This is a genomic window from Streptomyces sp. NPDC052040 (genome assembly GCF_044548405.1).
Lineage (GTDB): Bacteria > Actinomycetota > Actinomycetes > Streptomycetales > Streptomycetaceae > Streptomyces.
Genome location: NZ_JBIUBV010000010.1, coordinates 113,474 through 135,838, shown reverse-complemented (window position 1 = coordinate 135,838; position 22,365 = coordinate 113,474). Strand labels below are relative to the sequence as shown.

Here is a 22,365-nt window from a genome sequence, read left to right as displayed (position 1 = left end):
CGGCGGTATGCCGGGCGCCCCTGGGAGACGGGTGAGAGGGGGCTCAGTCCTCGCTCGGTGCCGCGGGCAGCTTCGCCTGGATGAGCTGCATCACTGCCGAGTCCGTCAGCGTGGTGACGTCTCCGAGCTGCCGGTTCTCCGCGACATCGCGCAGCAGCCGCCGCATGATCTTCCCGGAGCGGGTCTTCGGCAGCTCCGCCACCGGCAGGACCCGCTTCGGCTTGGCGATCGGGCCGAGGGTCGCGCCCACATGGTTGCGCAGCTCGCCCACGAGCTTCTCGTCCTCGGACGCCGTGCCCCGCAGGATCACAAAGGCGACGATCGCCTGACCGGTGGTCTCGTCGGCGGCGCCGACGACGGCCGCCTCGGCGACGGCCGGGTGGGACACCAGCGCCGACTCCACCTCGGTGGTGGAGATGTTGTGCCCCGACACCAGCATCACGTCGTCGACACGGCCCAGCAGCCAGACGTCCCCGTCGTCGTCCTTCTTGGCGCCGTCCCCAGCGAAGTACCTGCCCGCGAACCTCGACCAGTAGGTGTCGATGAACCGCTGGTCGTCGCCCCAGATGGTGCGCAGCATCGACGGCCACGGCTCGGTGAGGACCAGATAGCCGCCGCCCCCGTTCGGCACCTCGTTCGCCTCGTCGTCGACCACGGTCGCGGAGATGCCCGGCAGGGCGCGCTGGGCGGAACCCGGCTTGGTCTCGGTCACACCTGGCAGCGGCGAGATCATCATCGCGCCGGTCTCCGTCTGCCACCAGGTGTCCACGATCGGTGCCCGGTCCCCGCCGATGTGCTTGCGGTACCAGACCCAGGCCTCGGGGTTGATCGGCTCGCCGACGGACCCGAGGACCCGGAGGCTGCTCAGATCGAACTTCGCGGGGATGTCGTCGCCCCACTTCATGAACGTACGGATCGCCGTGGGCGCCGTGTACAGGATCGTGACCCCGTACTTCTGCACGATCTCCCAGAACCGGCCCTGGTGCGGGGTGTCGGGCGTGCCCTCGTACATGACCTGGGTGGCGCCGTTGGCCAGCGGCCCGTAGACGATGTACGAGTGCCCGGTGACCCAGCCGACGTCCGCGGTGCACCAGAACACGTCGGTCTCCGGCTTGAGGTCGAAGACCGCCCAGTGCGTGTACGACGCCTGGGTGAGGTAGCCGCCGGAGGTGTGCAGGATGCCCTTGGGCCTGCCCGTCGTGCCGGACGTGTAGAGGATGAACAGCGGGTGCTCCGCGTCGAACGCCTCGGGCGTGTGCTCCGCGGACTGGCGGTCGACGGTCTCGTGCCACCACAGGTCCCGGCCCTCGGTCCAGTCGACCTCCTGGCCGGTGCGGCGGACGACGAGCACATGCTCGACGCCGTCCACGCGCTCGGCCGCCTCGTCGACGGCCGGCTTGAGGGCGGTCGCCTTGCCGCGCCGCCAGCCGCCGTCGGCGGTGATGACGACACGCGCGTCGGCGTCCTTGATACGGGCGGCGAGGGCGTCCGCCGAGAACCCGCCGAAGACCACGGAGTGCGCGGCGCCGATGCGGGCGCAGGCCAGCATCGCGATCGCGGTCTCCGGGATCATCGGCATATAGACGGCGACCCGGTCGCCCTTGCGGACTCCCAGCTCCAGCAGCGCGTTCGCGGCCCTGGAGACCTCGTCCTTCAGCTCCGCGTAGGTGATGGCGCGGCTGTCACCGGGCTCGCCCTCGAAGTGCAGGGCGACACGGTCGCCGTGGCCCGCTTCCACATGCCGGTCGACGCAGTTGTACGCGACATTGAGCGTGCCGTCCTTGAACCACTTCGCGAACGGCGGGTTCGACCAGTCCAGCGTCTCGGTCGGCTCCGTCGCCCAGCTCAGCCGCCGGGCCTGCTCGGCCCAGAAGCCGAGCCTGTCAGCCTTGGCCTGCTCGTACGCCTCTGCCGTGACGTTGGCGTCCGCGGCCAGGTCGGCGGGGGGCGCGAACCTGCGCTCTTCCCTGAGTAGATTGGCCAGGCTTTCGTTGCTCACGACATCTCCCTTTCCCGGGGTGTCCGTTGTGTCCCAGGCCACAGCTCACCAGACCGGAGGGTCCGATGACAAGGGCCGACCCGGAATTGGTTTAGACCTGTCGGCGGTGCGCGTGGCCTGGGCGGGTCTGCCCAGGGTGACGTGGCCGGGGGTGCCTTTGGTTCTCCGGGCGGGGGTGACGGCGGTGGTGGTGGGCGGGGTGCGGTCCCGGTCCGGCTCCGGCGCTCCGGGCCGGGACCCCGCCACCCCTGCGTCAGGCCGGGCTGCGCACCTCCCCGGACACCCCCACTCCCTCGAAGACGTCACCTGCCGGGGAGCCGGCGCCCGCCGGGGACACGCCGAGCAGATATGCCTGGGCCTCGCCCACATGGAAGTACATCCCGTGCAGGTCGAGCGTGCCCTCGACGAGGGCACGGGCCACCGACTCATGGGCTCTGAGATGGTCCAACTGCTGCACCACATTGGCCAGACACAACTGCTCCACGGTGTCGGCGGCCTCCCGCCCGGCGATCCGTGGCGCGGGCCGGGCGGTGCCCGACATCCGCTCCAGGCTGGGCACTCCATGGCGCAGCCACCGTTCGAGAGGAGTCCGCCCCTCGGGAGCGATCCGCCCTTCGGGAGGGGTCTGCCCCTCAGGTGGAGTCCGCCATTCGGGGGTGGTCAGCCCTTCGGGGGTGGTCCGCGGACTGCTCTCCTGCGAGGCCAGCAGTGCCTGCATCGCGCCGCAGCCGGAGTGCCCGCACACCGTGATGGAGCGCACCTTCAGGACGTCCACCGCGTACTCGATCGCCGCCGCCACCGAGTCGTCCCCGCGCTCCGCGCCGGGCAGGGGCACCAGGTTGCCGACATTGCGGACGACGAAGAGGTCGCCGGGGCCGCTCGAAGTGATCATCGAGGTGACCAGCCGCGAGTCGGCACAGGTCAGGAAGAGCTGCGACGGACGCTGTCCCTCCCGTGCCAGCCGGGCCAGCTCGCTGCGCACCAGTGGCGCGGTATGGCGCTGGAACGCCCCGATGCCCCGGGCGAGTTGATGCCCGCTCGGCCCCGGCCCGTCGGCCCGCCCGTGGGCGCGGTCGCCGGACGGCGTGGTCGGGGGCCGCTCGCCGCACTGGTGGTTGCGCCAGGGTGTCCAGGGCCGGCACCGGCACGCGGACGCCTCCGCGGCTTCCTGTCTCTCCTCGGCCGTGGAGGCGCTCAGGGCCGGGAGGGTAACCGGATTCCCCGCGCGGCCGGTGAGGGCCACGGTGCCGCCCTGCGCGAGATGCGTCCGCTGCCAGTCCTGGAGGGACTCGTATGCAGCATGGTCCATGAACGATCCGTCCAGCTCCACCACGGCGGCCGCTCCGGCGGGCACCAGATGCAGGGTCCGGCTGAGCCGCGGCACCGCGAGGAAGGTCAGCTGTCCTCTGACTCGTACGTGATGGACTCCCTTTCTGCTGTCATGGGTGATGCGGGTGCGGGTGAGGCGGTGCAGGGCCACCGCGATGGCCACGGCGATGCCCAGCGAGACACCCTGGAGAACTCCCAGAAGGGCGACGCCGAGTGTGGTCACGGCGTAGACCAGCACTTCGCGGTGGCGGGTGACTGTGCGGATGTGGTGCAGGGACACCATCTGGATACCGACGGCCATCACCAGTGCGGCGAGCGAGGCGAGGGGGATCAGCTCAAGCACCGGGACCATCAGCAGCGCGGCCACTACTACCCAAACGCCGTGCAGCATCGTGGAGTTCCGGCTGACGGCACCGGCTCGGACATTCGCCGAACTTCTCACCGCGACGCCCGCGAGCGGCAGCCCCCCGAGTGCCCCCGAGACGACATTCGCCGCGCCCTGGCCGAGCAGCTCGCGGTCCAGGTCGGAGCGGCCGGGGTGCGGCCGTCGTCCCGAGGCCAGCTTGTCCACGGCGACGGCGCCCAGCAGCGACTGGACACTGCACACCAGTGTGACGGTCAGGACGGCGACGCTGAGGCCGAGTCCGGAGCCCCGGGGGAGCCCGGCCAGGGCGTGGCTCTGCCAGGAGGGCAGGTCGACCCTGGGCAGGGCGAGCCCGGCGAGGGCTGCGGCCGCGGTCGCCGCGGCGACGGCGACGAGCGCGGCCGGGACCCGGCGCAGCAGCCGTCCGGTCCGGCCGGGCAGCCGCGGCCAGAGGAGCAGCACGGCCAGGGTGAGTGCGCTGACCGAGACGGAGGCGGGCTGGAGCCGGGCCAACTGGGCGGGCAGTGCGCGGAGGTTGTCGAGGACGGCGCTGTGCGGGGTGCCGCCGAGGACGATGTGCAGCTGGGCGACGGCGATGGTGACGCCGATGCCGGCGAGCATGCCGTGCACGATCGCGGGGCTGACCGCGAGTGCCGTGCGGGCCACGCGCAGGCAGCCGAGGCCCAGTTGGGCGATGCCCGCGAGAACGGTGATGGCGCAGGTCGTCCGCCATCCGTAACGGTGGATCAGGTCCGCGGTCACCACCGTGAGCCCGGCGGCGGGGCCGCTGACCTGGAGGGGGGACCCGCCGAGCCGTCCGGCGACCAGGCCGCCGACGGCCGCGGCGACCAGGCCGGACTGGAGCGGGGCGCCGGTGGCGAGGGCGATGCCGAGGGACAGCGGGAGGGCGATCAGGAAGACCGCGAGGGAGGCCGACAGATCGGCACCCGCGAGGGAGAAGCGGCGGGGCCGGGACGGCGGTGGACTGTGGGGCTGGGGTACGCGCTTCGTCCGAGTCGGGTCGGTGGCGCGGGTGGGGACGCAGGCGGGCATGTTCCCGTCTCCTCCGGGGCGGCGCGGTCGCGGAATGGGTGGGTCCCGGCCGACGGGCCGGGGCGGGGCGGCCGTGGGTCACGGCGTACTGCGGAGGGGTGTCTCAACACTCGGTAAATAGATCGTAATGCCAAGTAAAGGGCATGCATTCGATATCCGAGTGGATGGCGCAACGGATCACTCAGTGGAGTGAATTATCAGTTTTATCGGCTTGTCATACAAAAACATGTCTTCTTTTCATGGGACCTTGGCCGGGCCGCGCATGCAGGCGGGCCACGCCGCAGCGCACGGCACCTGATCGGCGCGGCCCCGGCCGTCGGCGTGGCCCCGACTGAAGGAAGAAGGTGGGCGGAAGATGGCCGCCACCCAGAGGATCGCCGCGGGTGCGACACTGGCCGCGGCCTGCGCCACCGTCTTCGCCGGGTGCACCGCCGGGGGGACCGCTTCCGGGCAGAACGAGATGAAGGCTCCGGGCGCCCCCGCCCCGGGCGGCGCGGTCCGCCTGATCGGCGACGGCTCCACCTCGTACACCGGTATGCAGCCGCATCTGCCTCGGCCCGCGCGGCTGAGGTCCGGTCAGCGGCCCCCGCAGTTCGTGGTTTTCTCCTGGGACGGGGCGAGCGAGGACAGCCGGAAACTGTTCTCCCATTTCCGCAAGGTCGCCAAGGCCAACAACGCGACGATGACCTACTTCCTGAGCGGTGTGTATCTGCTCCCGGAGGAGAAGCGCGATCTGTACCGGCCGCCCCGGCACTCCCCGGGCAGCTCGGCCATCGGCTTCAACGACGAGCAGGGCGTCAGGGACACCGTCGAGCAACTGCGCCTCGCCTGGCTCGAGGGCAATGAGATCGGTACCCACTTCAACGGCCACTTCTGCGGACAGGACGGCGGGGTCGGCCAGTGGTCGGTGGAGGAGTGGAAGGACGAGATCTCCCAGGCGAAGTCGTTCGTGAAGTCCTGGCGCACCAACGCGAATCTGGAGACGGAGCCCCCACTGCCCTTCGACTACGACAAGGAGCTGATCGGCGGCCGCACCCCCTGTCTGGAGGGGCGGACGAACCTTCTGGAAGCGGCCCGCGAACTGGGTTTCCGCTATGACGCCTCCGGAGTGGGCCAACAGGTCTGGCCCGGCAAGAAGGACGGCCTGTGGGACCTCTCGATGCAGCGGGTGCCCTTCCCCGGCCACTCCTACGAGCAGGTGACGATGGACTACGACTTCCGGGCCGGCCAGTCGGGAGCGCAGACCCAGGGCGACCCCGACAGGTTCGCCGAGTGGGGCGACCAGTTGCGCGACGGACTGCTCCAGGGCTTCCGGCGGGCCTACGACGGCAACCGGGCGCCCCTGATCATCGGCAACCACTTCGAGTCCTGGAACGGCAGCACCTATATGCAGGCCCTCCAGGAGGTCGTCGAGCAGGTCTGCACCCAGCCCGAGGTGCGCTGTGTCTCCTTCCGTCAGCTCGCCGACTGGCTGGACGCCCAGGATCCGCAGGTCCTGCGGAAGCTGCGCACCCTCTCGGTGGGCCGGGCCCCCGAGGAGGGCTGGGGGACCTTTCTGGCGGCCCGCCCCGCCCCGGCGCCGAAGGGCGTCCCGGGGGCGCCGCCTTCCAAGCCGTAGACGCGGGGCGGTCGCCGTTCACACGGCGGCCACCAGGCCCTCCCTGAGGACGAAGCCGGGGTCGACCTGCGCCGCCAGATCGGCCCCGGTGCGCTCGTTGCCCCAACTGGTCGCGTTCCTCAGGTGGAAGTGCACCATCTGGCGGGTGTACTGCTCCCAGTCCCGCAGGTCGTACATGGCGTCGGCGGCGACCTGGAGCACGCGCAGGGCGCGCCGGTTCGCGTCCTCCAGGAACTCGAACCGCGGCGGACGGCCCTTCTCCATGGAGCGCACCCAGTCCGAGTGCCCGACCGTCACCAGCAGGTCGTCACCGACCTCGGCGCGGAGGAAGTCGATGTCGTCCTGCCCCTGGACCTTGTTGCCGACGACCTTCAGCACGACTCCGAAGTCACGGGCGTACTCCTTGTACTGGCGGTAGACGGAGACCCCCTTCCGGGTCGGCTCGGCGACGAGGAACGTGATGTCGAAGCGGGTGAACATCCCGGAGGCGAAGGAGTCCGAGCCCGCCGTCATGTCGACCACCACGTACTCGCCGCGGCCGTCCACCAGATGGTTCAGACACAGCTCGACCGCTCCTGTCTTGGAGTGGTAGCAGGCGACCCCGAGGTCGGCGTCCGTGAAGGGGCCGGTGACCATCAAACGGACGGTGTCGCCGTCGAGTTCCACGCGGCGCGCACAGGAGTCGTAGACCGGGTTGTTCTCCCGGACCCGGAGCAGCCGGGACCCCTCACCGGGCGGGGTGGTCTTGATCATCGTCTCGGCGGAGACGATCCGCGGGTTGCTGCCCCGGAGGTACTCCTTGATGAGCCGCAGCCGCTCCCCCATGGCCGGCAGTGCCGCTGCCTCCTCCTCGTCCAGCCCCAGAGCGGCGGCGAGGTGCTGGTTGATGTCCGCGTCGATCGCGACGACGGGTGCTCCGGCGGCGGCGAGGTGGCGAATGAACAGGGACGACAGGGTCGTCTTGCCGCTGCCGCCCTTCCCGACGAAAGCAATTTTCATGTTCACCAAGGGTAGTGGGATGATTGCGGTGAGTCGCAGTCCGCGTGAAGAAGACCACTCCTTCGAAGGAGGACACGTGCGGGTGCGTAGGGTCGTACTCATGAGTACGACAGGTGCGACCGCCGATCCGCTCGCCGTTCTGGCCGCGCTGCCCGGCGTGGTCGAGTCCGTGGAGTCCGTGCGCAAGGCCGTGGACCGGGTCTACGGCCACCGGGTCATGCGGCGCCGCAGCAACGAGATCACCTCGGAGGCGGCGCTGCGCGGCGCACGCGGCTCGGCGGCGCTGTCCGGGGCCGACTGGGCCCTGGAGGAAGTGCGTCGGCGTACCGACTTCAGTGGTGACGACGAGGCCAGGACGGTCGGCGCGGCACTCAGGCTGACCGCCGAGGCCGGGCAGTTGCTGTCCATCTGGCGGCAGTCGCCCCTGCGGGTGCTGGCCCGGCTGCACCTGGTGGCGGCCGCGGACCCCGATGCCTCGGTGGGTCGCCCCCGGCAGGCCGGGGAGCCGGTCGACGAGCCGCTGGTGGAACTGAAACTGCCGGACGCGGCCGAGGTCTCCGGCCGTCTGGAGGGCCTCTCCGCGCTGATCGTCGCGGGCAGTACGGCCCCCGCCCTGGTGACTGCGGCCGTTGTGCACGGGGAGCTGCTCGCCCTGCGCCCCTTCGGCTCGCACAACGGTCTGGTCGCGCGCGCGGCCCAGCGCATCGTCCTGGTGGGCAGCGGTCTCGATCCCAAGGCGGTCTGCTCGGCCGAGGTCGGCCATGCGGAACTGGGCCGTGCGGCCTATGTGGCCGCGCTGGACGGCTATGCGTCGGGCACGCCCGAGGGGATGGCCGCCTGGATCGCCCACTGTGCGAAGGCCGTGGAACTGGGGGTCCGCGAGTCGACCGCGGTCTGCGAGGCGCTCCAGCGCGGGGCGGCGTAGCTGGCGGGTCTTCGGGTCCTGGACGCGCAACAGGCCCTCACCGAGGGCCTGTCGTGTGGTTGCGGCGGTACGAGTGCTCGTACCGCCGCTGGCATGCTCACCGGGTTACCAAGCGTCCTCGATATGTGCCCATCAGGCCGGGAACTGCTGCCCGTACCTGGTGCGGCTGGCCCGTAATCGACGGGTCGACGTCGCGTGGGTGCTCGATGGTCATGCTCGGTCCGTGGGGCCAATCTCGTTCTTCAAGGCGATCCCTTCGGATGTTTCCTTTGGTCTCGCGGGCCGTTAAACCCTTTGTACTCCTGGCCCGGGACGAGTGGAACCCCTCACTGCCGTTCTTTACTTTTAGGTTCAAAGAGGTGTGAATCGGGCGCCCGTATGAGCCCTCTACGGCGCCGATCGCCTCGTATGACCCGTACGTGTGGTCATACGACGGGTGTACGCCGCCTGTTCGCGTACCAGACGAGCCCCGCGGTGGCCGCTGCCGCACCTATCGCGGCGGCCGCGAGGAGGGCCGGACGCGGCGGCACGGCGAGCCGCTGCTTGAGCCGGACCGGGCGGTGGAAGTCCAGAATCGGCCACTCGCGCGCCAGCGCCTCTCGTCGCAGAGTCCTGTCGGGGTTGACGGCGTGCGGATGGCCGACCGACTCCAGCATCGGCAGGTCGGTCGCGGAGTCGCTGTAGGCGTAGCAGCGGGAGAGGTCGTACCCCTCGGACGCGGCCAATTCCTTCACGGCCTCCGCCTTGGTGGGCCCGTAGGCGTAGTACTCCACCTCTCCGGTGAAGCACCCGTCCTCGCCCACGATCATGCGGGTGGCCACCACGCGGTCCGCGCCGAGCAGTTCGCCGATCGGTTCGACGACTTCGGCGCCCGACGTGGACACGATCACGACATCGCGTCCGGCGGTGTGGTGCTCCTCGATGAGGGAGGCTGCTTCGTCGTAGATGATCGGGTCGATGAGTTCATGGAGCGTTTCGGCGACGATCTCCTTGACCTGCTGGACGTTCCAGCCGCGGCAGAGTGCGGACAAATACTCGCGCATCCGTTCCATCTGGTCGTGATCGGCGCCGCCCACCAGGAACACGAACTGGGTGTATGCGGTGCGCAAGGCGGCCCTGCGGTTGATCAGACCGCCTTGGTAGAAGGACTTGCCGAAGGTGAGCGTGCTCGACTTCGCAATGACCGTCTTGTCCAGGTCAAAGAAGGCCGCTGTGCGGGGCAGGAAGTGGTTTTCCACGGGCCCGAGCATAGGGGCCCACCATTCGGCGTAAGGTGGGGCGCGTGGGTTTGCCTGAGAGGGCTCTCGGGTACACCATGGAAGTCACGGATCGTTCGCGACCGTGCTAACCCGGTCCGACTCCTCCCCCCCCCGAGTCGGCCGTGGGGACGACCCCCGCTCTCCCCCCCGGCGGGGGTCGTCGCATGTCCGGGTGGGTTTTCTCTCCTCCGTCGCGGCCCGCGAGCCACGGGGTCCCTCTCGTCGGCCCCGGTGTCGATCCGCCCCCGACCGGTCGCTCTACGTAGTCGTCCTGCTGCTCTGCGGGCATGCCGAGCCGACGTGCAACCTTCGCGGCCCGGAGTGAAGGCGATATTCACATTCGTTGAGTTGTCCACAGTTATCGACCAAGATCCACACGATTTCACGGATCGATGCACCGTGATTCCACCGCGTCCCGCCGGACGGCCGGTTGATGCCGGTTCCGGTTTGCCGGACACGTATGGCCGATTCCTGTCGGCCAGTCATATGGAAGCCGTTTTCCGGTTCTTCACACGAACGGCGGGCGCGAGACCCGAGAGGGCGCCGCCGCTGTCGGCGAAAGAACCGCGGAAGAAGCATCGAAGGGGGTTGGAGAGCGTGGCGGAAGCCATCACACACGGTCGGCCGGGCACCGCCGAGGAGCGGCGGAGCGGCCCGCTGATCGTCACCGAGGACGCGGGACTCCTCGACGACCTGCTGCGCCTGTGCGCGGCCGCAGGTGCCAGACCGGAGGTCCACCCGGGGCTTCCGGCGCGGCGCGGCGGCTGGGAGGACCCGCCGCTCGTCATCGTCGGCGACGACGCGGTACGCCGGGTGCGCGGAGCCGCACGCAGACGCGGAGTGGTGCTGGTCGGCCGGGACCAGGACGACCCGGGGGTCTGGCGGCGCGCCGTGGAGATCGGCGCCGACCATGTCCTGATGCTGCCCGACGGGGAGCGCTGGCTGGTCGACCGGATCGCCGATGTGGCCGAGGGAGCCGTCCGCCCGGCGCTCACCGTCGGGGTCATCGGCGGCCGCGGCGGGGCCGGTGCGTCCACACTCGCCTGCGCCCTCGCCGTCACCTCCGCGCGCGAGGGCCGACGCACCCTGCTGGTGGACGGGGATCCGCTGGGCGGGGGACTCGATGTACTCCTCGGCGGCGAGACCACGGCCGGGCTGCGCTGGCCGGCGTTCGCCGCCTCCCGCGGACGGGTCGGCGGCGGCGCCCTGGAGGAGTCGCTGCCCGAGCTGCACGCCCTGCGGGTGCTGAGCTGGGACCGCGGTGACACCGTGTCCGTTCCGCCCCAGGCGGTCCGTGCGGTCCTCGCCGCGGCCCGGCGGCGCGGCGGCACGGTCGTCGTCGACCTGCCCCGCCGCGTGGACGAGGGAGCCGCCGAGGTCCTGGCCCAGGTGGACGTCGGACTGCTGGTGGTGCCCGCCGAATTACGGGCGGTCGCGGCCGCCCGGCGGGTGGCGTCGGCCGTCGGCATGGTGCTGGGCGACCTCAGGGTCGGGGTGCGCGGACCGTACGCACCGGGACTCGACGACCGCGAGGTGGCACGGCTGCTGGGCCTGCCGCTGCTCGGCGAGGTCCCCCATGAGCCGACGCCCCACGACGGTTCCACCCCGCCCGGGGGAGCGGCGCGCGGGCAGCTCGCCCGGTTCTGCTCCGCCTTCTGGAAGGGCGCGCTGACCGAGGCGGGTGACTGACCCATGGGCATGAGCGTGAGCAGGAGCACGGGGTGGGACGCGGGGGCGCGGGGACGGTATCCGGCGGTGCGAGATGAGCGTGCCGCGCCGGACGGGCCGGACGCGGGACCTGCGCCGGTGTCCGCGGCCGAAGCGGGTGCCCGCACCCGGCTCCTCGACGGGGTGCGGCAGTGGCTGGTGGAGAGCGGGGCCGAGCCGACTCCGGCCCGTGTGGCCCAGGCCCTGCGCGAACAGGGACGGGTGCTGGGGGATGCGGAAGTGCTGGGCGCGGCCCGGCAACTGCGTTCCGAACTGGTCGGCAGCGGACCTCTGGAGCCGCTGCTCGCCGACTCCTCCGTCACCGATGTCCTGGTGTCGGCACCCGACCGGGTGTGGGTCGACCGGGGCCGCGGGCTCGAACTGACGGGCGTGTCCTTCCCCGACGCCGCGGCCGTACGGCGCCTCGCGCAGCGGCTGGCGGCGGTGGCGGGACGGCGGCTGGACGATGCCAGACCGTGGGTGGACGCCAGGCTCCCGGACGGCACCCGGCTCCATGCGGTGCTGCCCCCGGTCGCGGTCGGCTCGACCTGTCTGTCCCTGCGTGTGGTGCGGCCGCGGGCGTTCACTCTGGACGAGCTGGTCGCGGCCGGGACGGTGCCCCCGGGCGGAGACCGCGTGCTGCGGGCCCTGGTCGCCGCACGGCTCTCCTATGTGATCAGCGGAGGCACCGGATCCGGCAAGACCACGCTTCTGAGCGCGCTGTTGGGGTGCGTGGGACCGGCGGAACGCATCGTGCTGGCCGAGGACTCGGCGGAGCTGCGCCCCGACCATCCGCATGTGGTGCGCCTGGAGGGCAGACCCCCGAACCAGGAGGGCATGGGGCTCGTCGAGCTTCAGGACCTGGTGCGGCAGGCGCTGCGGATGCGGCCGGACCGGCTGGTGGTCGGAGAGGTGCGCGGCCCCGAGGTGGTGTCCCTGCTGGCCGCGCTGAACACCGGGCACGAGGGCGGCTGCGGGACGCTCCACGCCAACGCCGCGGCACAGGTGCCCGCCCGCCTCGAAGCGCTCGGTACGGCCGCCGGTCTGGACCGGGCCGCGGTGCACAGCCAACTGGCGGCCGCCCTGTCGGTGGTCCTCCACCTGGTGCGCGACCGGACGGGCCGCCGTCGGATCGCCGAGGTGCACGTCCTGGAGCGGGACGCGTCGGGCCTGGTGGTGACGGTGCCCGCGCTGCGGTGGGGGCCCGGGGCGTTCACCCGCGAGCGGGGGTGGGAGCGCTTGCGGGAGTTGCTGAGGGGCGGGGGTGAAGACGGACGGGGTGAAGGGGGCGTGGAGGGGGCCGAACGGTGAGGGGCGGAAGGGGCGGAGGCCACGTGCCACGGAGGTGGCGGAACTGGGGACGGCTTCCGGCGGAAACGACGGAAGCGGCAGATGGGACGCGTGACGCAGGGAGCGGATGTGGGAGGTGCGATGCGTGGTGTGGGTGGCGGAAGTGGCAGATGAGGCACGCGAGGCGGGCGGCGGAAGTGCCGAGGGCGAGGGGAGCGGGCGGCTGTGGTGACGGGAATCGGACAGATGTCTGCGGGTGCGGGGCTGGTGTGCGCGGGCGTGGCGGCCTGGATGGCGAGCGCCTCGAACGCGGGGGCGCACCGCGCACGGTCGCTGTGCGCGGCGGACGGCGAGGGGGCGACGGGGGCCGATCCGCCGCCCTGGGAGCGGGCCCTCGGGCGGTTGCGGAGGCTGGGGGCCGAATGGTGGTCCCTTGCTGTGGGCGCTCTTGTCGGAGCACTCGGCGCGTCGGTGCTGCCCCTGCTGGCGGGAGCCGCCGGAGTGCCGGTCCTGCGCAGGGTGCGGCTGGCGCGGGAGGCGCGACGGAGGAGGGAAGCGCGCGGTGAGGAGGTGATCGCACTGTGCGCGTCGCTCGTCGGGGAGGTGCGCACGGGACGCCAGCCGGGCGACGCACTGCTGCGGGCGGCACGGGACTCGGGCGGCCTGGGCGAAGCCCGGGCGGCGGTACTGGCGGCGGCTCGGTTCGGCGGGGATGTGCCCGGTGCGCTCGCGGCCGCGGCACGGCAGCCGGGGGCCGACGGCTTGTCGGGGCTCGCCGCCTGCTGGCGGGTGGCCGTGGACCGGGGTGCGGGGCTGGCCGCCGGACTCGATCGGCTGGAGGCGGCCCTGCGCGCCGAGCGGGACCAGCGGGCCGACCTGCGCGCCCAGTTGGCGGGCGCCTGGTCGACAGCGGTTCTGCTCGCGGGACTTCCGGCGCTCGGCCTGCTGCTGGGGACCGCGCTCGGCGCCCATCCACTCCGTGTGCTGCTGCACACCGGTGCCGGACTGGCCTGCCTCATGACCGGCGGGGTGCTGGAGGGAGCGGGGCTGTGGTGGGCCCTGAGGATCGTCCGAGGGGCTGAGGCGGCATGAGCCCCGGCACTGTCCACAGGCTGTGGGTGCTGTGTGGGATCCCGGCGCTGTGGTGGTCGGCACGGCTCCTCGTCGCGCTACGGCGCGAACGAAGGGCGCGACGACGGCTGGGTGCCCTGCTGAAACGCGAGGGCGGGGCGTCGGGAGAGAGCCCGCCCACCCGGCGGCGGGGCGGGCTCCGGCTGCCGCGGGACAAAGTGCGGCGGTGGCTGCCGGTCCCGGCGGCGATCTGCGCCGGTTGGCTCTTGACCGGCGGGTGGGCAGGCGGGGCGGTCGGACTCGCCGTCGGGATCGCTGTGACGCGCTGGCGTGCCCGGCAGGAACGCGACCGGCTCTCCCAGGAGTACGACCCCGTCGTGGCGGCCCGCCAACTGCCTCTGGCGGCCGATCTGCTGGCCGCGTGCATCGCGGCCGGTGCGAGTCCCGTGGCGGCCGCCCAGGCCGTGGGCGAGGCGCTGCGGGGGCCGGTCGGCGAGCGGCTGGAGCGGGGCGCGGCCGAAGTGCGACTTGGCGGTGAACCGGCCGATGCCTGGCGGCGACTGGCCGCCCTGCCGGGAGCCGCGGCACTGGCCCGGCTGCTCGAAAGGGTGGATGAATCCGGCGTACCGGCGGCCACGTCGGTCGGGCGCCTCGCGACGGAGGCCCGAGCCGAGTGGGGCCGCACGGCGACGGCACGGGCGCGCCGCGCGGGCGTCATGGTCACCGCCCCGGTGGGGCTGTGCTTCCTCCCCGCCTTCATCGCGATCGGGGTGCTGCCCGTGGTCATCGGGCTCGCGGGCGGGCTCTTGGGAGGGGGTGGTCGCTGACGGCTCAGGTCGGACGGGGACGCCGGACGGAGGCGCTGGACGGAGGCACCAGACGAAGACACCGGCCGGAATCGCCGGACCGCATCGCCGGACGGTGAGTGGCGAGCGAGAAGCAGTAATCGGAACAAGTACGGATCCGACAGACCAAACGCATTGAAGGAGACGGGGGTTGGCATGAGCAAGGTGACACGGGTACGAGCACGGGCTTGGGCGCGGGCGCGGATGCATGCGCTGGTGGGCCGAGTGCGACCGGCGGTACGTCGGGACGCGGGGATGGTCACATCCGAGTACGCGGTGGGCATCATCGCGGCGGTGGCCTTCGCGGCAGTGCTCTACAAGGTGCTGACGAGCGGACAGGTCAGCGCGGAGTTGCAGGACATCGTGAAACGGGCGCTCAGTGTCCGGATGTGACGGGCCGCCGGTGCGCCGGAGCGGGAGCTGCGGCCGGGACCGGGGGTTCGTGACGGCGGAGGCCGCGGTCGCGCTGCCCGCCCTGGTGCTCTTCGCGATGGCCCTGCTGTGGGCCCTGCTGGCCGCGTCGGCGGAGATCGAGTGCGTGGACGCGGCCCGGGCAGGCGCCCGGGCCGCGGCCCGGCAGGAACCCGCGGACGTGGTTCAGAGGATGGCCCGGCAGGCCGCGCCGGGCGGAGCCAGGATCACGGTGAGCCGACGCGGCGACCTGGTCCATGTACTGGTCGTCGCCCACCCGCCCGGCCCCCGAGCCCTGACGTTCGAACTGCGTCACGAGGCCGTGGCTATGGCGGAGGACGCGCAGGACGCGGTGGGGGTGAATCGGTGAGGCCTTTCGGATCGGTGCGAGGGCGTCGGCCCGGTGGGGTCCGCCCTGTGTCCCGATTGCTCGGGGGGCGGATCGCCCGCCTGGAGGCAGTCCGGAAGTTCCGTGCGGCAGGCGCCCGTTCGGACCGCGGTTCGGCGACCGTCTGGGTGGTGTGCCTGACCGGGGCTCTCTGCGCCGTCTTCGGCGTACTGCTGGCTCAGGGCGAGGCGGTACTGGTTCGGCATCGCGCGGCCGCCGGGGCCGATCTCGCGGCGCTGGCGGCCGCCGACCACTGGACGGAAGGAGGCGAGAGGGCATGTTCCAGGGCGGCCCGGGTGGCGGGAGCGCAGGGAGGCCGACTCGTCCGGTGTGCTGTCGCGGGGGAGATCTCCGATGTCACGGTGGCGTCGGGCTCCGGGCTCTTCACCGCCGAGGTACGGGCGAGGGCGGGCCCGGCGGAGATGGCGGAGCCGGGGGCGCCAGGGGAGCCGGGGGCGGCAGGGGCGCAGCCCCTGCCGGAACGGATTGCCCCGCGCGCCGTCACCCCTGGGATCCTGCGCCGTACCTCTGTCCTGCCGGAAGCCTGTGCCCTGCCGAAAGCCCGCGCCCTGCCGAACGTCCCTGACCTGCCGAAGGTCCCTGACCTGGCGACAGTCCCTGCCAAGCCGAAAGTCCCTGCCAAGCCGGGACGGCACATCCCGCCGCGGTCACTCACCCCGCAAGCCTCCCCCCTCCCTGCCGCATGCCTCACTCCGTCCCGGCGGGGACCTCGCCCCCGGTCGTGTCCGCCGTCTCCTCGGGCGCCCCATGCGCCGTCTCCTCGGGCGCCCCGCGCAGCAGCACCGTGAGGAGCCGAAGGGCGCCCCGTTTGTGCAGCGGATCGTTGCCGTTGCCGCACTTGGGGGACTGGATGCAGGACGGACAGCCCGCCTCGCACTCACAGGAGGCGATGGCTTGGCGGGTGGCGTCCAGCCAGGCGCGGGCCGTGCGGAAGGCGCGCTCCGCGAAGCCCGCGCCCCCGGGGTGGCCGTCGTACACGAAGACCGTGGGCAGCAGGGTGTCCGGGTGGAGGGGGATCGAGACGCCCCCGATGTCCCAGCGGTCGCAGGTGGCGAAGAGCGGCAGCATGCCGATCGAGGCGTGCTCGGCGGCGTGCAGGGCCCCGCCGAGGATCTCCGGGCCGATCCGGGCCTCGTCGAGCTGGTCCTCGGTGACCGTCCACCACACGGCACGGGTGCGCAGCGTACGGGGAGGCAGGTCGAGTTTTGTCTCGCCCAGTACTTCGCCGGTGATGAGACGCCGACGCAGAAAGGAGACCACCTGGTTGGTGACCTCGACGGAGCCGTAGCAGAGGCGGCCCGCGCCCCAGGGCACCTCGAGATCCGTCTCCAGCACGGAGATGGAGGTCGTGTCGCGGGCGACCGTCGAATACGGCGGGTTGGCCTCCTCGACCAGGGCGACGGAGTCCTCCAGGTCGAGCGATCGCACCAGATGGGTGCGGCCCTGGTGCAGATGGACCGCCCCCTCGTGCACCGTCGTGTGCGCGGCGCCCGCGTCGACCGTGCCGAGCAGCCGCCCGGTACCGGCCTCGACGACCTGGACCGGTGGGCCGCCCTGGCCGCGGATGTCCGCGAGGTCGGCGGCCCGCTCCCGGCGCGTCCAGTGCCAGGCCTTCGTACGGCGGCGCAGCAGCTTCGCGGCCTCCAACTGCGGCAGCAGCTCCGCGCAGGCGGGGCCGAACAGCTCCAGGTCCTCGTCCGTCAGCGGGGACTCGGCGGCGGCCGCGCACAGATGCGGGGCCAGGACGTACGGGTTGTCCGGGTCGAGGACCGTGGACTCCACCGGCTGGTCGAAGAGGGCCTCGGGATGGTGGACCAGGAAGGTGTCCAGCGGGTCGTCCCGGGCGACCAGGACGGCCAGGGCGCCCTGCCCGGCGCGCCCGGCGCGGCCCGCCTGCTGCCACAGCGACGCCCGGGTCCCCGGGTAGCCGGCGATCAGGACGGCGTCGAGGCCGGAGATGTCGACACCCAGTTCGAGGGCGGTGGTGGCGGCGAGGCCGAGGAGTTCTCCGGAGTGGAGGGCGCGTTCCAGGGCGCGGCGTTCCTCGGGAAGATAGCCGCCGCGGTACGCGGCGACACGCCGGGCCAGGGAGCGGTCGACCTCGGCCAGCCGCTCCTGGGTGATCACCGAGATCAGCTCGGCGCCGCGGCGGGAGCGGACGAAGGCGACCGAGCGGACGCCCTGCACAGTCAGATCGGTCAGCAGATCGGCGGTCTCGGCGGTCGCGGTCCGCCGTACGGGTGCGCCCTTCTCGCCGTGCAGCTCGGTCAGCGGCGGCTCCCACAGGGCGAAGACCAGTTCGCCGCGCGGGGAGGCGTCGTCGGCCACCTCGACGACCGGGAGGCCGGTGAGACGGCCGGCGGCCACCGAGGGCTCGGCGGCGGTCGCCGAGGCCAGCAGGAAGACGGGAGAGGAGCCGTAGCGGGCGCACAGGCGGCGGAGTCGGCGCAGAATCTGGGCGACATGGGAGCCGAAGACGCCGCGGTAGGTGTGGCACTCGTCGATGACGACGTACTTCAGGGCACGCAGGAAGGAGGACCAGCGCGGGTGTGAGGGCAATATGCCGCGGTGCAGCATGTCGGGGTTGGTGAGGACGTAGTTGGCGTACTGGCGCACCCATTCGCGTTCCTCGGGCGGCGTGTCGCCGTCGTACACCGCGGGGCGAACAGATGTGCCCAGTGGCCGTGAAAGTTCCTTCACGGACCGGCACTGGTCGGCCGCCAGAGCCTTTGTGGGGGCCAGGTAGAGGGCGGTGGCGCCCCGCCCGTTCGGGGCCTCGGAGCCGTCCAGCAGACAGGACAGCACCGGGGCGAGGTAGGCCAGCGACTTCCCCGAGGCGGTGCCTGTTGCGACCACCACCGAATCGCCGTCCAGGGCGTGCTCCGCGGCGAGTGCCTGGTGGGCCCAGGGGTGCTCGATGCCCGCGGACTGCACGGCGGCGATGACCTCCGCGCGGATCCGGTCCGGCCAGACGGCATGCCGACCCGCTCGCGGGGGCAAGTGCTCCGTATGAGTGATGCGCGCAGCCCGGCTCGGGCCCGAGGCGAGCCGGTCCAGCACCGTTCCCGGCGCGAGGCGGGACACGGGGTTCGTCGGGGGTCGATCGGATCGGTGATTCTTGGCCATCGGCACCGAGTGTGTCACTGGCGTGACGGACAATGGGGCCAAGGCGTCGTGCACGCCTCCCGGTAAGTGATTGAATGCCATCGCGGCTGGCGAACCGTCCTGGGGCTCTGGCCCAGACGTCCCATGGGGCGACCGCTCGATAGCAAGGTGCTGGAGGATCCGTGGACCTGTCCCTGTCGACCCGTACCGTCGGCGATCGTACGGTCGTCGAGGTCGGTGGCGAAATCGACGTATATACCGCGCCCAAGCTGCGCGAGCAGCTGGTAGAGCTGGTGAACGACGGGAATTTCCACCTCGTCGTCGACATGGAGGGCGTGGACTTCCTCGACTCCACCGGGCTCGGCGTGCTGGTGGGCGGCTTGAAGCGTGTGCGGGCCCATGAGGGCTCCCTGCGCCTGGTGTGCAACCAGGAGCGCATTCTCAAGATCTTCCGCATCACCGGTCTCACCAAGGTGTTCCCGATCCACACCTCGGTCGAGGAAGCGGTAGCGGCCACCGACTGACCCCGCTTCCGGGCCGCGCTGCCCGGACGGTCGAAGTAAGAGCGGGGGGACCGGGCCGGGTGGCCCGGCCCCCTGATCGCACGCCCGAGTTCCGAGGGGGATGCATGGCCACCGTTGAACTCCGCTTCAGCGCGCTGCCCGAGCACGTCAGGACCGCCCGACTGGTGGCGGCAGCGGTGGCGCGCAGGGCCGGAGTGGAGGAGGCCGTACTCGACGAGGTCAGGCTCGCGGTCGGCGAGGCCTGTAGCCGCGCCGTCGGACTGCACCAGAGCAACGGCATCTCGGCGCCGGTGCGGGTGTCGCTGAACGAGGAGGAGAAGCAGTTCTCCATCGAGGTCGGCGACGAGGCACCGCATCTGGGGTCCGGAGGCAGAGCGCCCGGTGCCCCGGGTACGGCCGACGACGCCGAGACCGAGGAGGACGAGATGGGCCTCGCGGTCATCAGCGGTCTGGTGGACGATGTCGAGGTCTCCGCCGGTGAGGACGGCGGCCTGATCAGGATGAGCTGGCCGACCACGCCGTCCGTCACGCTCCCGGCCTGACGGACCGGACCGCGGCGGACACCCTCACCGCGCAACCCCCGTCCCACCCCATCCACCCCACCCCTCTCTTCCCGTAGCGGACTTTCACAGCCGTTACGGTCCGAAGGGCCCTGCCGTGTGCAGGGCCCTTCTTCTTGTGCGGCCACGTTGTACAGTCACATCTTTTTGAGCCGCCCTGCCGCTATTCGTGAATTCCTTCACGATCAATCACGCGATAATTGGATCAAGAACTGATCCAGTCAATGCTTTTGGGGCGTTACCTCTTTCGGGTTGCGTGTCCCGCGTGCGATCTTTGCTGAAGGGCGCGTGCAGGCCAATTCCGCTTACCGCGCACTGTTTTGATCAGGTTCCGGTACCTACAATCCGTCCACATCTTGAGCTCAGCCCAAGCGTCAAGGAGGACGAATGGCGGGGCTTTTTACCCCTCAACAGTTTGACCACCCCACAACCCTCGCAGCGGCGGTCCTGACCGACAACAACCGGATGATCGTAGTGGTCATCGGTGTGGTCGCCCTCGCGGCCCTCGCGGTCGCCGGAGTCCTGGTGCGCCAGGTGCTCGCCGCGGGCGAGGGCACCGACAGCATGAAAAAGATCGCCGCGGCGGTCCAGGAAGGCGCCAACGCCTATCTGGCCCGGCAGCTGCGCACGCTCGGCGTATTCGCCGTGGTCGTGTTCTTCCTGCTCATGCTGCTGCCCGCGGACGACTGGAAACAGCGTGCCGGACGGTCGGTGTTCTTCCTGATCGGTGCGGCGTTCTCGGCGGCCACCGGCTATATCGGTATGTGGCTCGCCGTACGCAGCAATGTGCGGGTCGCGGCCGCGGCCCGCGAGGCGACCCCGGCGAAGGGTGAGCCGAAAAAGGATCTGACCACTGTTTCGCACCACGCGATGAAGATCGCTTTCCGCACGGGCGGCGTCGTCGGCATGTTCACGGTGGGGCTCGGCCTGCTGGGCGCCTCCTGTGTGGTGCTGGTCTACGCGGCGGACGCCCCGAAGGTCCTGGAGGGCTTCGGCCTCGGTGCCGCGCTGATCGCCATGTTCATGCGTGTCGGCGGCGGCATCTTCACCAAGGCCGCCGACGTGGGCGCCGACCTGGTCGGCAAGGTCGAGCAGGGCATTCCGGAGGACGACCCCCGCAATGCCGCGACCATCGCCGACAACGTGGGCGACAACGTCGGCGACTGCGCCGGAATGGCGGCCGACCTCTTCGAGTCGTACGCCGTGACGCTGGTGGCCGCGCTGATCCTCGGCAAGGCCGCGTTCGGCAACTCCGGGCTGGCGTTCCCGCTGATCGTGCCCGCGATCGGCGTGGTGACCGCGATGATCGGCATCTTCGCGGTGGCCCCGCGGCGCGCCGACCGCAGCGGCATGTCCGCGATCAACCGGGGCTTCTTCATCTCCGCGGTGATCTCGCTGGCGCTGGTCGCCGCGGCCGTCTTCATCTATCTGCCGTCGTCGTACGCCTCCCTCAAGGGCGTCACCGACGCGGCGATCCGGGCCAAGGGCGGCGACCCGCGGGTCCTCGCACTGGTCGCGGTGGCCATCGGCATCGTGCTCGCCGCCCTGATCCAGCAGCTGACCGGCTACTTCACCGAGACCAGCCGCCGCCCGGTGCGGGACATCGGCAAGACCGCCCTCACCGGACCCGCGACCGTCGTCCTCGCCGGTATCTCCATCGGCCTGGAGTCGGCCGTCTACACGGCGCTGCTGATCGGGCTCGCGGTGTACGGAGCGTTCCTCCTGGGCGGCACCTCGATCATGCTCGCGCTGTTCGCGGTGGCGCTGGCCGGGACCGGTCTGCTCACCACGGTCGGCGTGATCGTCGCCATGGACACCTTCGGGCCGGTCTCCGACAACGCGCAGGGCATCGCCGAGATGTCCGGCGATGTCGAGGGCGCGGGCGCGCAGGTGCTCACCGACCTGGACGCCGTGGGCAACACCACCAAGGCGATCACCAAGGGCATCGCCATCGCCACCGCCGTCCTCGCGGCCTCGGCGCTCTTCGGCTCGTACCGCGACGCGATCACCACGGCCGCTCAGGACGTGGGCGAGAAGGTCGGCGACGGCGGACCGATGAACCTGGTCATGGACATCTCCCAGCCCAACAACCTGGTCGGGCTCATCGTGGGTGCCGCGGTCGTCTTCCTCTTCTCGGGGCTGGCGATCAACGCGGTCTCGCGGTCCGCGGGAGCCGTGGTCTTCGAGGTGCGGCGGCAGTTCCGTGAGAAGCCCGGGATCATGGACTACACGGAGCAGCCGGAGTACGGCAGGGTCGTCGACATCTGCACCAAGGACGCCCTCCGGGAGCTGGCCACCCCCGGCCTGCTCGCGGTGATGGCGCCCATCGCCCTCGGCTTCACCCTGGGTGTCGGCGCGCTCGGCGCGTTTCTCGCGGGCGCCATCGGCACCGGCACGCTGATGGCGGTCTTCCTGGCCAACTCCGGCGGCGCCTGGGACAACGCCAAGAAGCTCGTCGAGGACGGTCACCACGGCGGCAAGGGCAGTGAGGCGCATGCCGCGACGGTGATCGGCGACACGGTCGGCGATCCCTTCAAGGACACCGCGGGCCCGGCGATCAACCCGCTGCTCAAGGTGATGAACCTGGTGTCGCTGCTGATCGCGCCGGCGGTCATCAAGTTCTCGTACGGCAGCGACAAGAACCTCGCCGTGCGGATCCTGATCGCGGCCCTCGCGCTGCTGGTGATCGCGGGCGCGGTGTATGTCTCCAAGCGCCGTGGCATCGCCGTGGGCGACGAGGAGAGCGCCGAGCGGGTGGCCAAGTCGCCCGACGCGGCGGTGGTTTCGTAGCCGGTCGCACGACACCCGCTTCAGTGCCTGGTCAGTACGGGACAACGGGGCGGGGGGGGGGGGGGCGCGCGGGGCGGCGGCCGCCCCCCCGCCCGGGTTGTGGGCGC

At 71.5% G+C, this 22,365-nt stretch carries 17 protein-coding genes; 12 read left to right on the top strand and 5 right to left on the bottom strand.

All coding sequences use genetic code 11. From position 1 onward, the window contains the following. Positions 1–43: 43 nt before the first annotated feature. Together acs and ACIHAA_RS21125 are read right to left on the bottom strand one after the other, a co-directional pair. A complete protein-coding gene (gene acs, locus ACIHAA_RS21130) occupies positions 44–1,999 on the bottom strand; it encodes an acetate--CoA ligase (RefSeq protein WP_399819325.1) in 1,956 nt (651 codons plus the stop codon). Between the two features lie 253 nt (positions 2,000–2,252). Then, on the bottom strand, positions 2,253–4,745 hold the full coding sequence (locus tag ACIHAA_RS21125) for a bifunctional SulP family inorganic anion transporter/carbonic anhydrase (protein WP_399819323.1): 2,493 nt from the start codon (positions 4,743–4,745) through the stop codon (positions 2,253–2,255). A gap of 355 nt (positions 4,746–5,100) precedes the next feature. Here ACIHAA_RS21125 and ACIHAA_RS21120 point away from each other — a divergent pair, with 355 nt between their 5' ends. After that, positions 5,101–6,363: a hypothetical protein gene (locus ACIHAA_RS21120; protein WP_399819321.1), complete on the top strand. Its 1,263-nt coding sequence runs from the start codon at positions 5,101–5,103 to the stop codon at positions 6,361–6,363. An 18-nt stretch (positions 6,364–6,381) separates the two neighbouring features. Here the strand turns inward: ACIHAA_RS21120 and ACIHAA_RS21115 are convergent, their stop codons facing one another. Next, complete coding sequence (locus ACIHAA_RS21115; RefSeq protein WP_399819320.1) at positions 6,382–7,362, bottom strand: ATP-binding protein; 981 nt, start codon at positions 7,360–7,362, stop codon at positions 6,382–6,384. Positions 7,363–7,462: 100 nt separating this feature from the next. On the opposite strand from ACIHAA_RS21115, the gene ACIHAA_RS21110 reads away from it, so the two are divergent. Then, positions 7,463–8,287 carry an oxidoreductase gene (locus ACIHAA_RS21110; RefSeq protein ID WP_399819318.1) on the top strand — a complete coding sequence of 275 codons (825 nt, stop codon included), beginning with the start codon at positions 7,463–7,465 and terminating at the stop codon, positions 8,285–8,287. 425 nt (positions 8,288–8,712) lie between these two features. On the opposite strand, the gene ACIHAA_RS21105 is transcribed toward ACIHAA_RS21110, so the two are convergent. Further along, positions 8,713–9,537, bottom strand: coding sequence for an HAD family hydrolase (locus tag ACIHAA_RS21105; protein ID WP_399819316.1), 825 nt, complete (start codon positions 9,535–9,537; stop codon positions 8,713–8,715). A gap of 606 nt (positions 9,538–10,143) precedes the next feature. On the opposite strand from ACIHAA_RS21105, the gene ssd reads away from it, so the two are divergent. The 7 genes from ssd (at position 10,144) to ACIHAA_RS21070 (ending at position 16,067) form a co-directional block, all read left to right on the top strand. Further along, positions 10,144–11,235: a septum site-determining protein Ssd gene (gene ssd, locus ACIHAA_RS21100; protein ID WP_399819314.1), complete on the top strand. Its 1,092-nt coding sequence runs from the start codon at positions 10,144–10,146 to the stop codon at positions 11,233–11,235. Between the two features lie 117 nt (positions 11,236–11,352). Next, positions 11,353–12,564 carry a TadA family conjugal transfer-associated ATPase gene (locus ACIHAA_RS21095; protein ID WP_399819312.1) on the top strand — a complete coding sequence of 404 codons (1,212 nt, stop codon included), beginning with the start codon at positions 11,353–11,355 and terminating at the stop codon, positions 12,562–12,564. 225 nt (positions 12,565–12,789) lie between these two features. Further along, entirely contained in the window at positions 12,790–13,635 is an 846-nt protein-coding gene (locus ACIHAA_RS21090; protein WP_399819309.1) for a type II secretion system F family protein, read from the top strand. After that, entirely contained in the window at positions 13,632–14,441 is an 810-nt protein-coding gene (locus ACIHAA_RS21085; protein ID WP_399819307.1) for a type II secretion system F family protein, read from the top strand. Before ACIHAA_RS21090 ends, ACIHAA_RS21085 begins: the two co-directional genes overlap by 4 nt. Positions 14,442–14,615: 174 nt before the next feature. Continuing rightward, positions 14,616–14,852, top strand: coding sequence for a DUF4244 domain-containing protein (locus ACIHAA_RS21080; protein ID WP_399819305.1), 237 nt, complete (start codon positions 14,616–14,618; stop codon positions 14,850–14,852). A gap of 49 nt (positions 14,853–14,901) precedes the next feature. Further along, complete coding sequence (locus tag ACIHAA_RS21075) at positions 14,902–15,240, top strand: TadE family type IV pilus minor pilin (protein WP_399819304.1); 339 nt, start codon at positions 14,902–14,904, stop codon at positions 15,238–15,240. After that, a complete protein-coding gene (locus tag ACIHAA_RS21070) occupies positions 15,237–16,067 on the top strand; it encodes an Rv3654c family TadE-like protein (protein WP_399819302.1) in 831 nt (276 codons plus the stop codon). The genes ACIHAA_RS21075 and ACIHAA_RS21070 overlap by 4 nt, the downstream gene beginning before the upstream one ends. Here the strand turns inward: ACIHAA_RS21070 and ACIHAA_RS21065 are convergent. Beyond that, positions 15,967–18,486: a DEAD/DEAH box helicase gene (locus tag ACIHAA_RS21065; protein WP_399819300.1), complete on the bottom strand. Its 2,520-nt coding sequence runs from the start codon at positions 18,484–18,486 to the stop codon at positions 15,967–15,969. The two genes, ACIHAA_RS21070 and ACIHAA_RS21065, sit on opposite strands and share 101 nt — an antisense overlap. A gap of 80 nt (positions 18,487–18,566) precedes the next feature. Here ACIHAA_RS21065 and bldG point away from each other — a divergent pair, with 80 nt between their 5' ends. From bldG to ACIHAA_RS21050, 3 genes are all read left to right on the top strand, one after another. After that, positions 18,567–18,908 (top strand): anti-sigma factor antagonist BldG, encoded by a 342-nt coding sequence (bldG, locus tag ACIHAA_RS21060; RefSeq protein WP_010986038.1) that lies wholly within the window; start codon positions 18,567–18,569, stop codon positions 18,906–18,908. 104 nt (positions 18,909–19,012) lie between these two features. After that, positions 19,013–19,450 carry an ATP-binding protein gene (locus ACIHAA_RS21055; RefSeq protein WP_399819297.1) on the top strand — a complete coding sequence of 146 codons (438 nt, stop codon included), beginning with the start codon at positions 19,013–19,015 and terminating at the stop codon, positions 19,448–19,450. Between the two features lie 405 nt (positions 19,451–19,855). After that, positions 19,856–22,258 carry a sodium-translocating pyrophosphatase gene (locus tag ACIHAA_RS21050; protein WP_399819294.1) on the top strand — a complete coding sequence of 801 codons (2,403 nt, stop codon included), beginning with the start codon at positions 19,856–19,858 and terminating at the stop codon, positions 22,256–22,258. Positions 22,259–22,365: the final 107 nt, after the last annotated feature.

What these genes read in the sequence shown, in the direction of transcription:
- ACIHAA_RS21080 (WP_399819305.1), top strand. Translation starts at nt 14,616, where the DNA reads ATGAGCAAGGTGACACGGGTACGAGCACGGGCTTGGGCGCGGGCGCGG.
- ACIHAA_RS21050 (WP_399819294.1), top strand. Translation starts at nt 19,856, where the DNA reads ATGGCGGGGCTTTTTACCCCTCAACAGTTTGACCACCCCACAACCCTC.
- ACIHAA_RS21055 (WP_399819297.1), top strand. Translation starts at nt 19,013, where the DNA reads ATGGCCACCGTTGAACTCCGCTTCAGCGCGCTGCCCGAGCACGTCAGG.
- ACIHAA_RS21125 (WP_399819323.1), bottom strand. Translation starts at nt 4,745, where the DNA reads ATGCCCGCCTGCGTCCCCACCCGCGCCACCGACCCGACTCGGACGAAG.
- ACIHAA_RS21110 (WP_399819318.1), top strand. Translation starts at nt 7,463, where the DNA reads ATGAGTACGACAGGTGCGACCGCCGATCCGCTCGCCGTTCTGGCCGCG.
- ACIHAA_RS21085 (WP_399819307.1), top strand. Translation starts at nt 13,632, where the DNA reads ATGAGCCCCGGCACTGTCCACAGGCTGTGGGTGCTGTGTGGGATCCCG.
- ACIHAA_RS21065 (WP_399819300.1), bottom strand. Translation starts at nt 18,486, where the DNA reads ATGGCATTCAATCACTTACCGGGAGGCGTGCACGACGCCTTGGCCCCA.
- ACIHAA_RS21090 (WP_399819309.1), top strand. Translation starts at nt 12,790, where the DNA reads ATGTCTGCGGGTGCGGGGCTGGTGTGCGCGGGCGTGGCGGCCTGGATG.
- ACIHAA_RS21115 (WP_399819320.1), bottom strand. Translation starts at nt 7,362, where the DNA reads ATGAAAATTGCTTTCGTCGGGAAGGGCGGCAGCGGCAAGACGACCCTG.
- ACIHAA_RS21105 (WP_399819316.1), bottom strand. Translation starts at nt 9,537, where the DNA reads ATGCTCGGGCCCGTGGAAAACCACTTCCTGCCCCGCACAGCGGCCTTC.
- ACIHAA_RS21120 (WP_399819321.1), top strand. Translation starts at nt 5,101, where the DNA reads ATGGCCGCCACCCAGAGGATCGCCGCGGGTGCGACACTGGCCGCGGCC.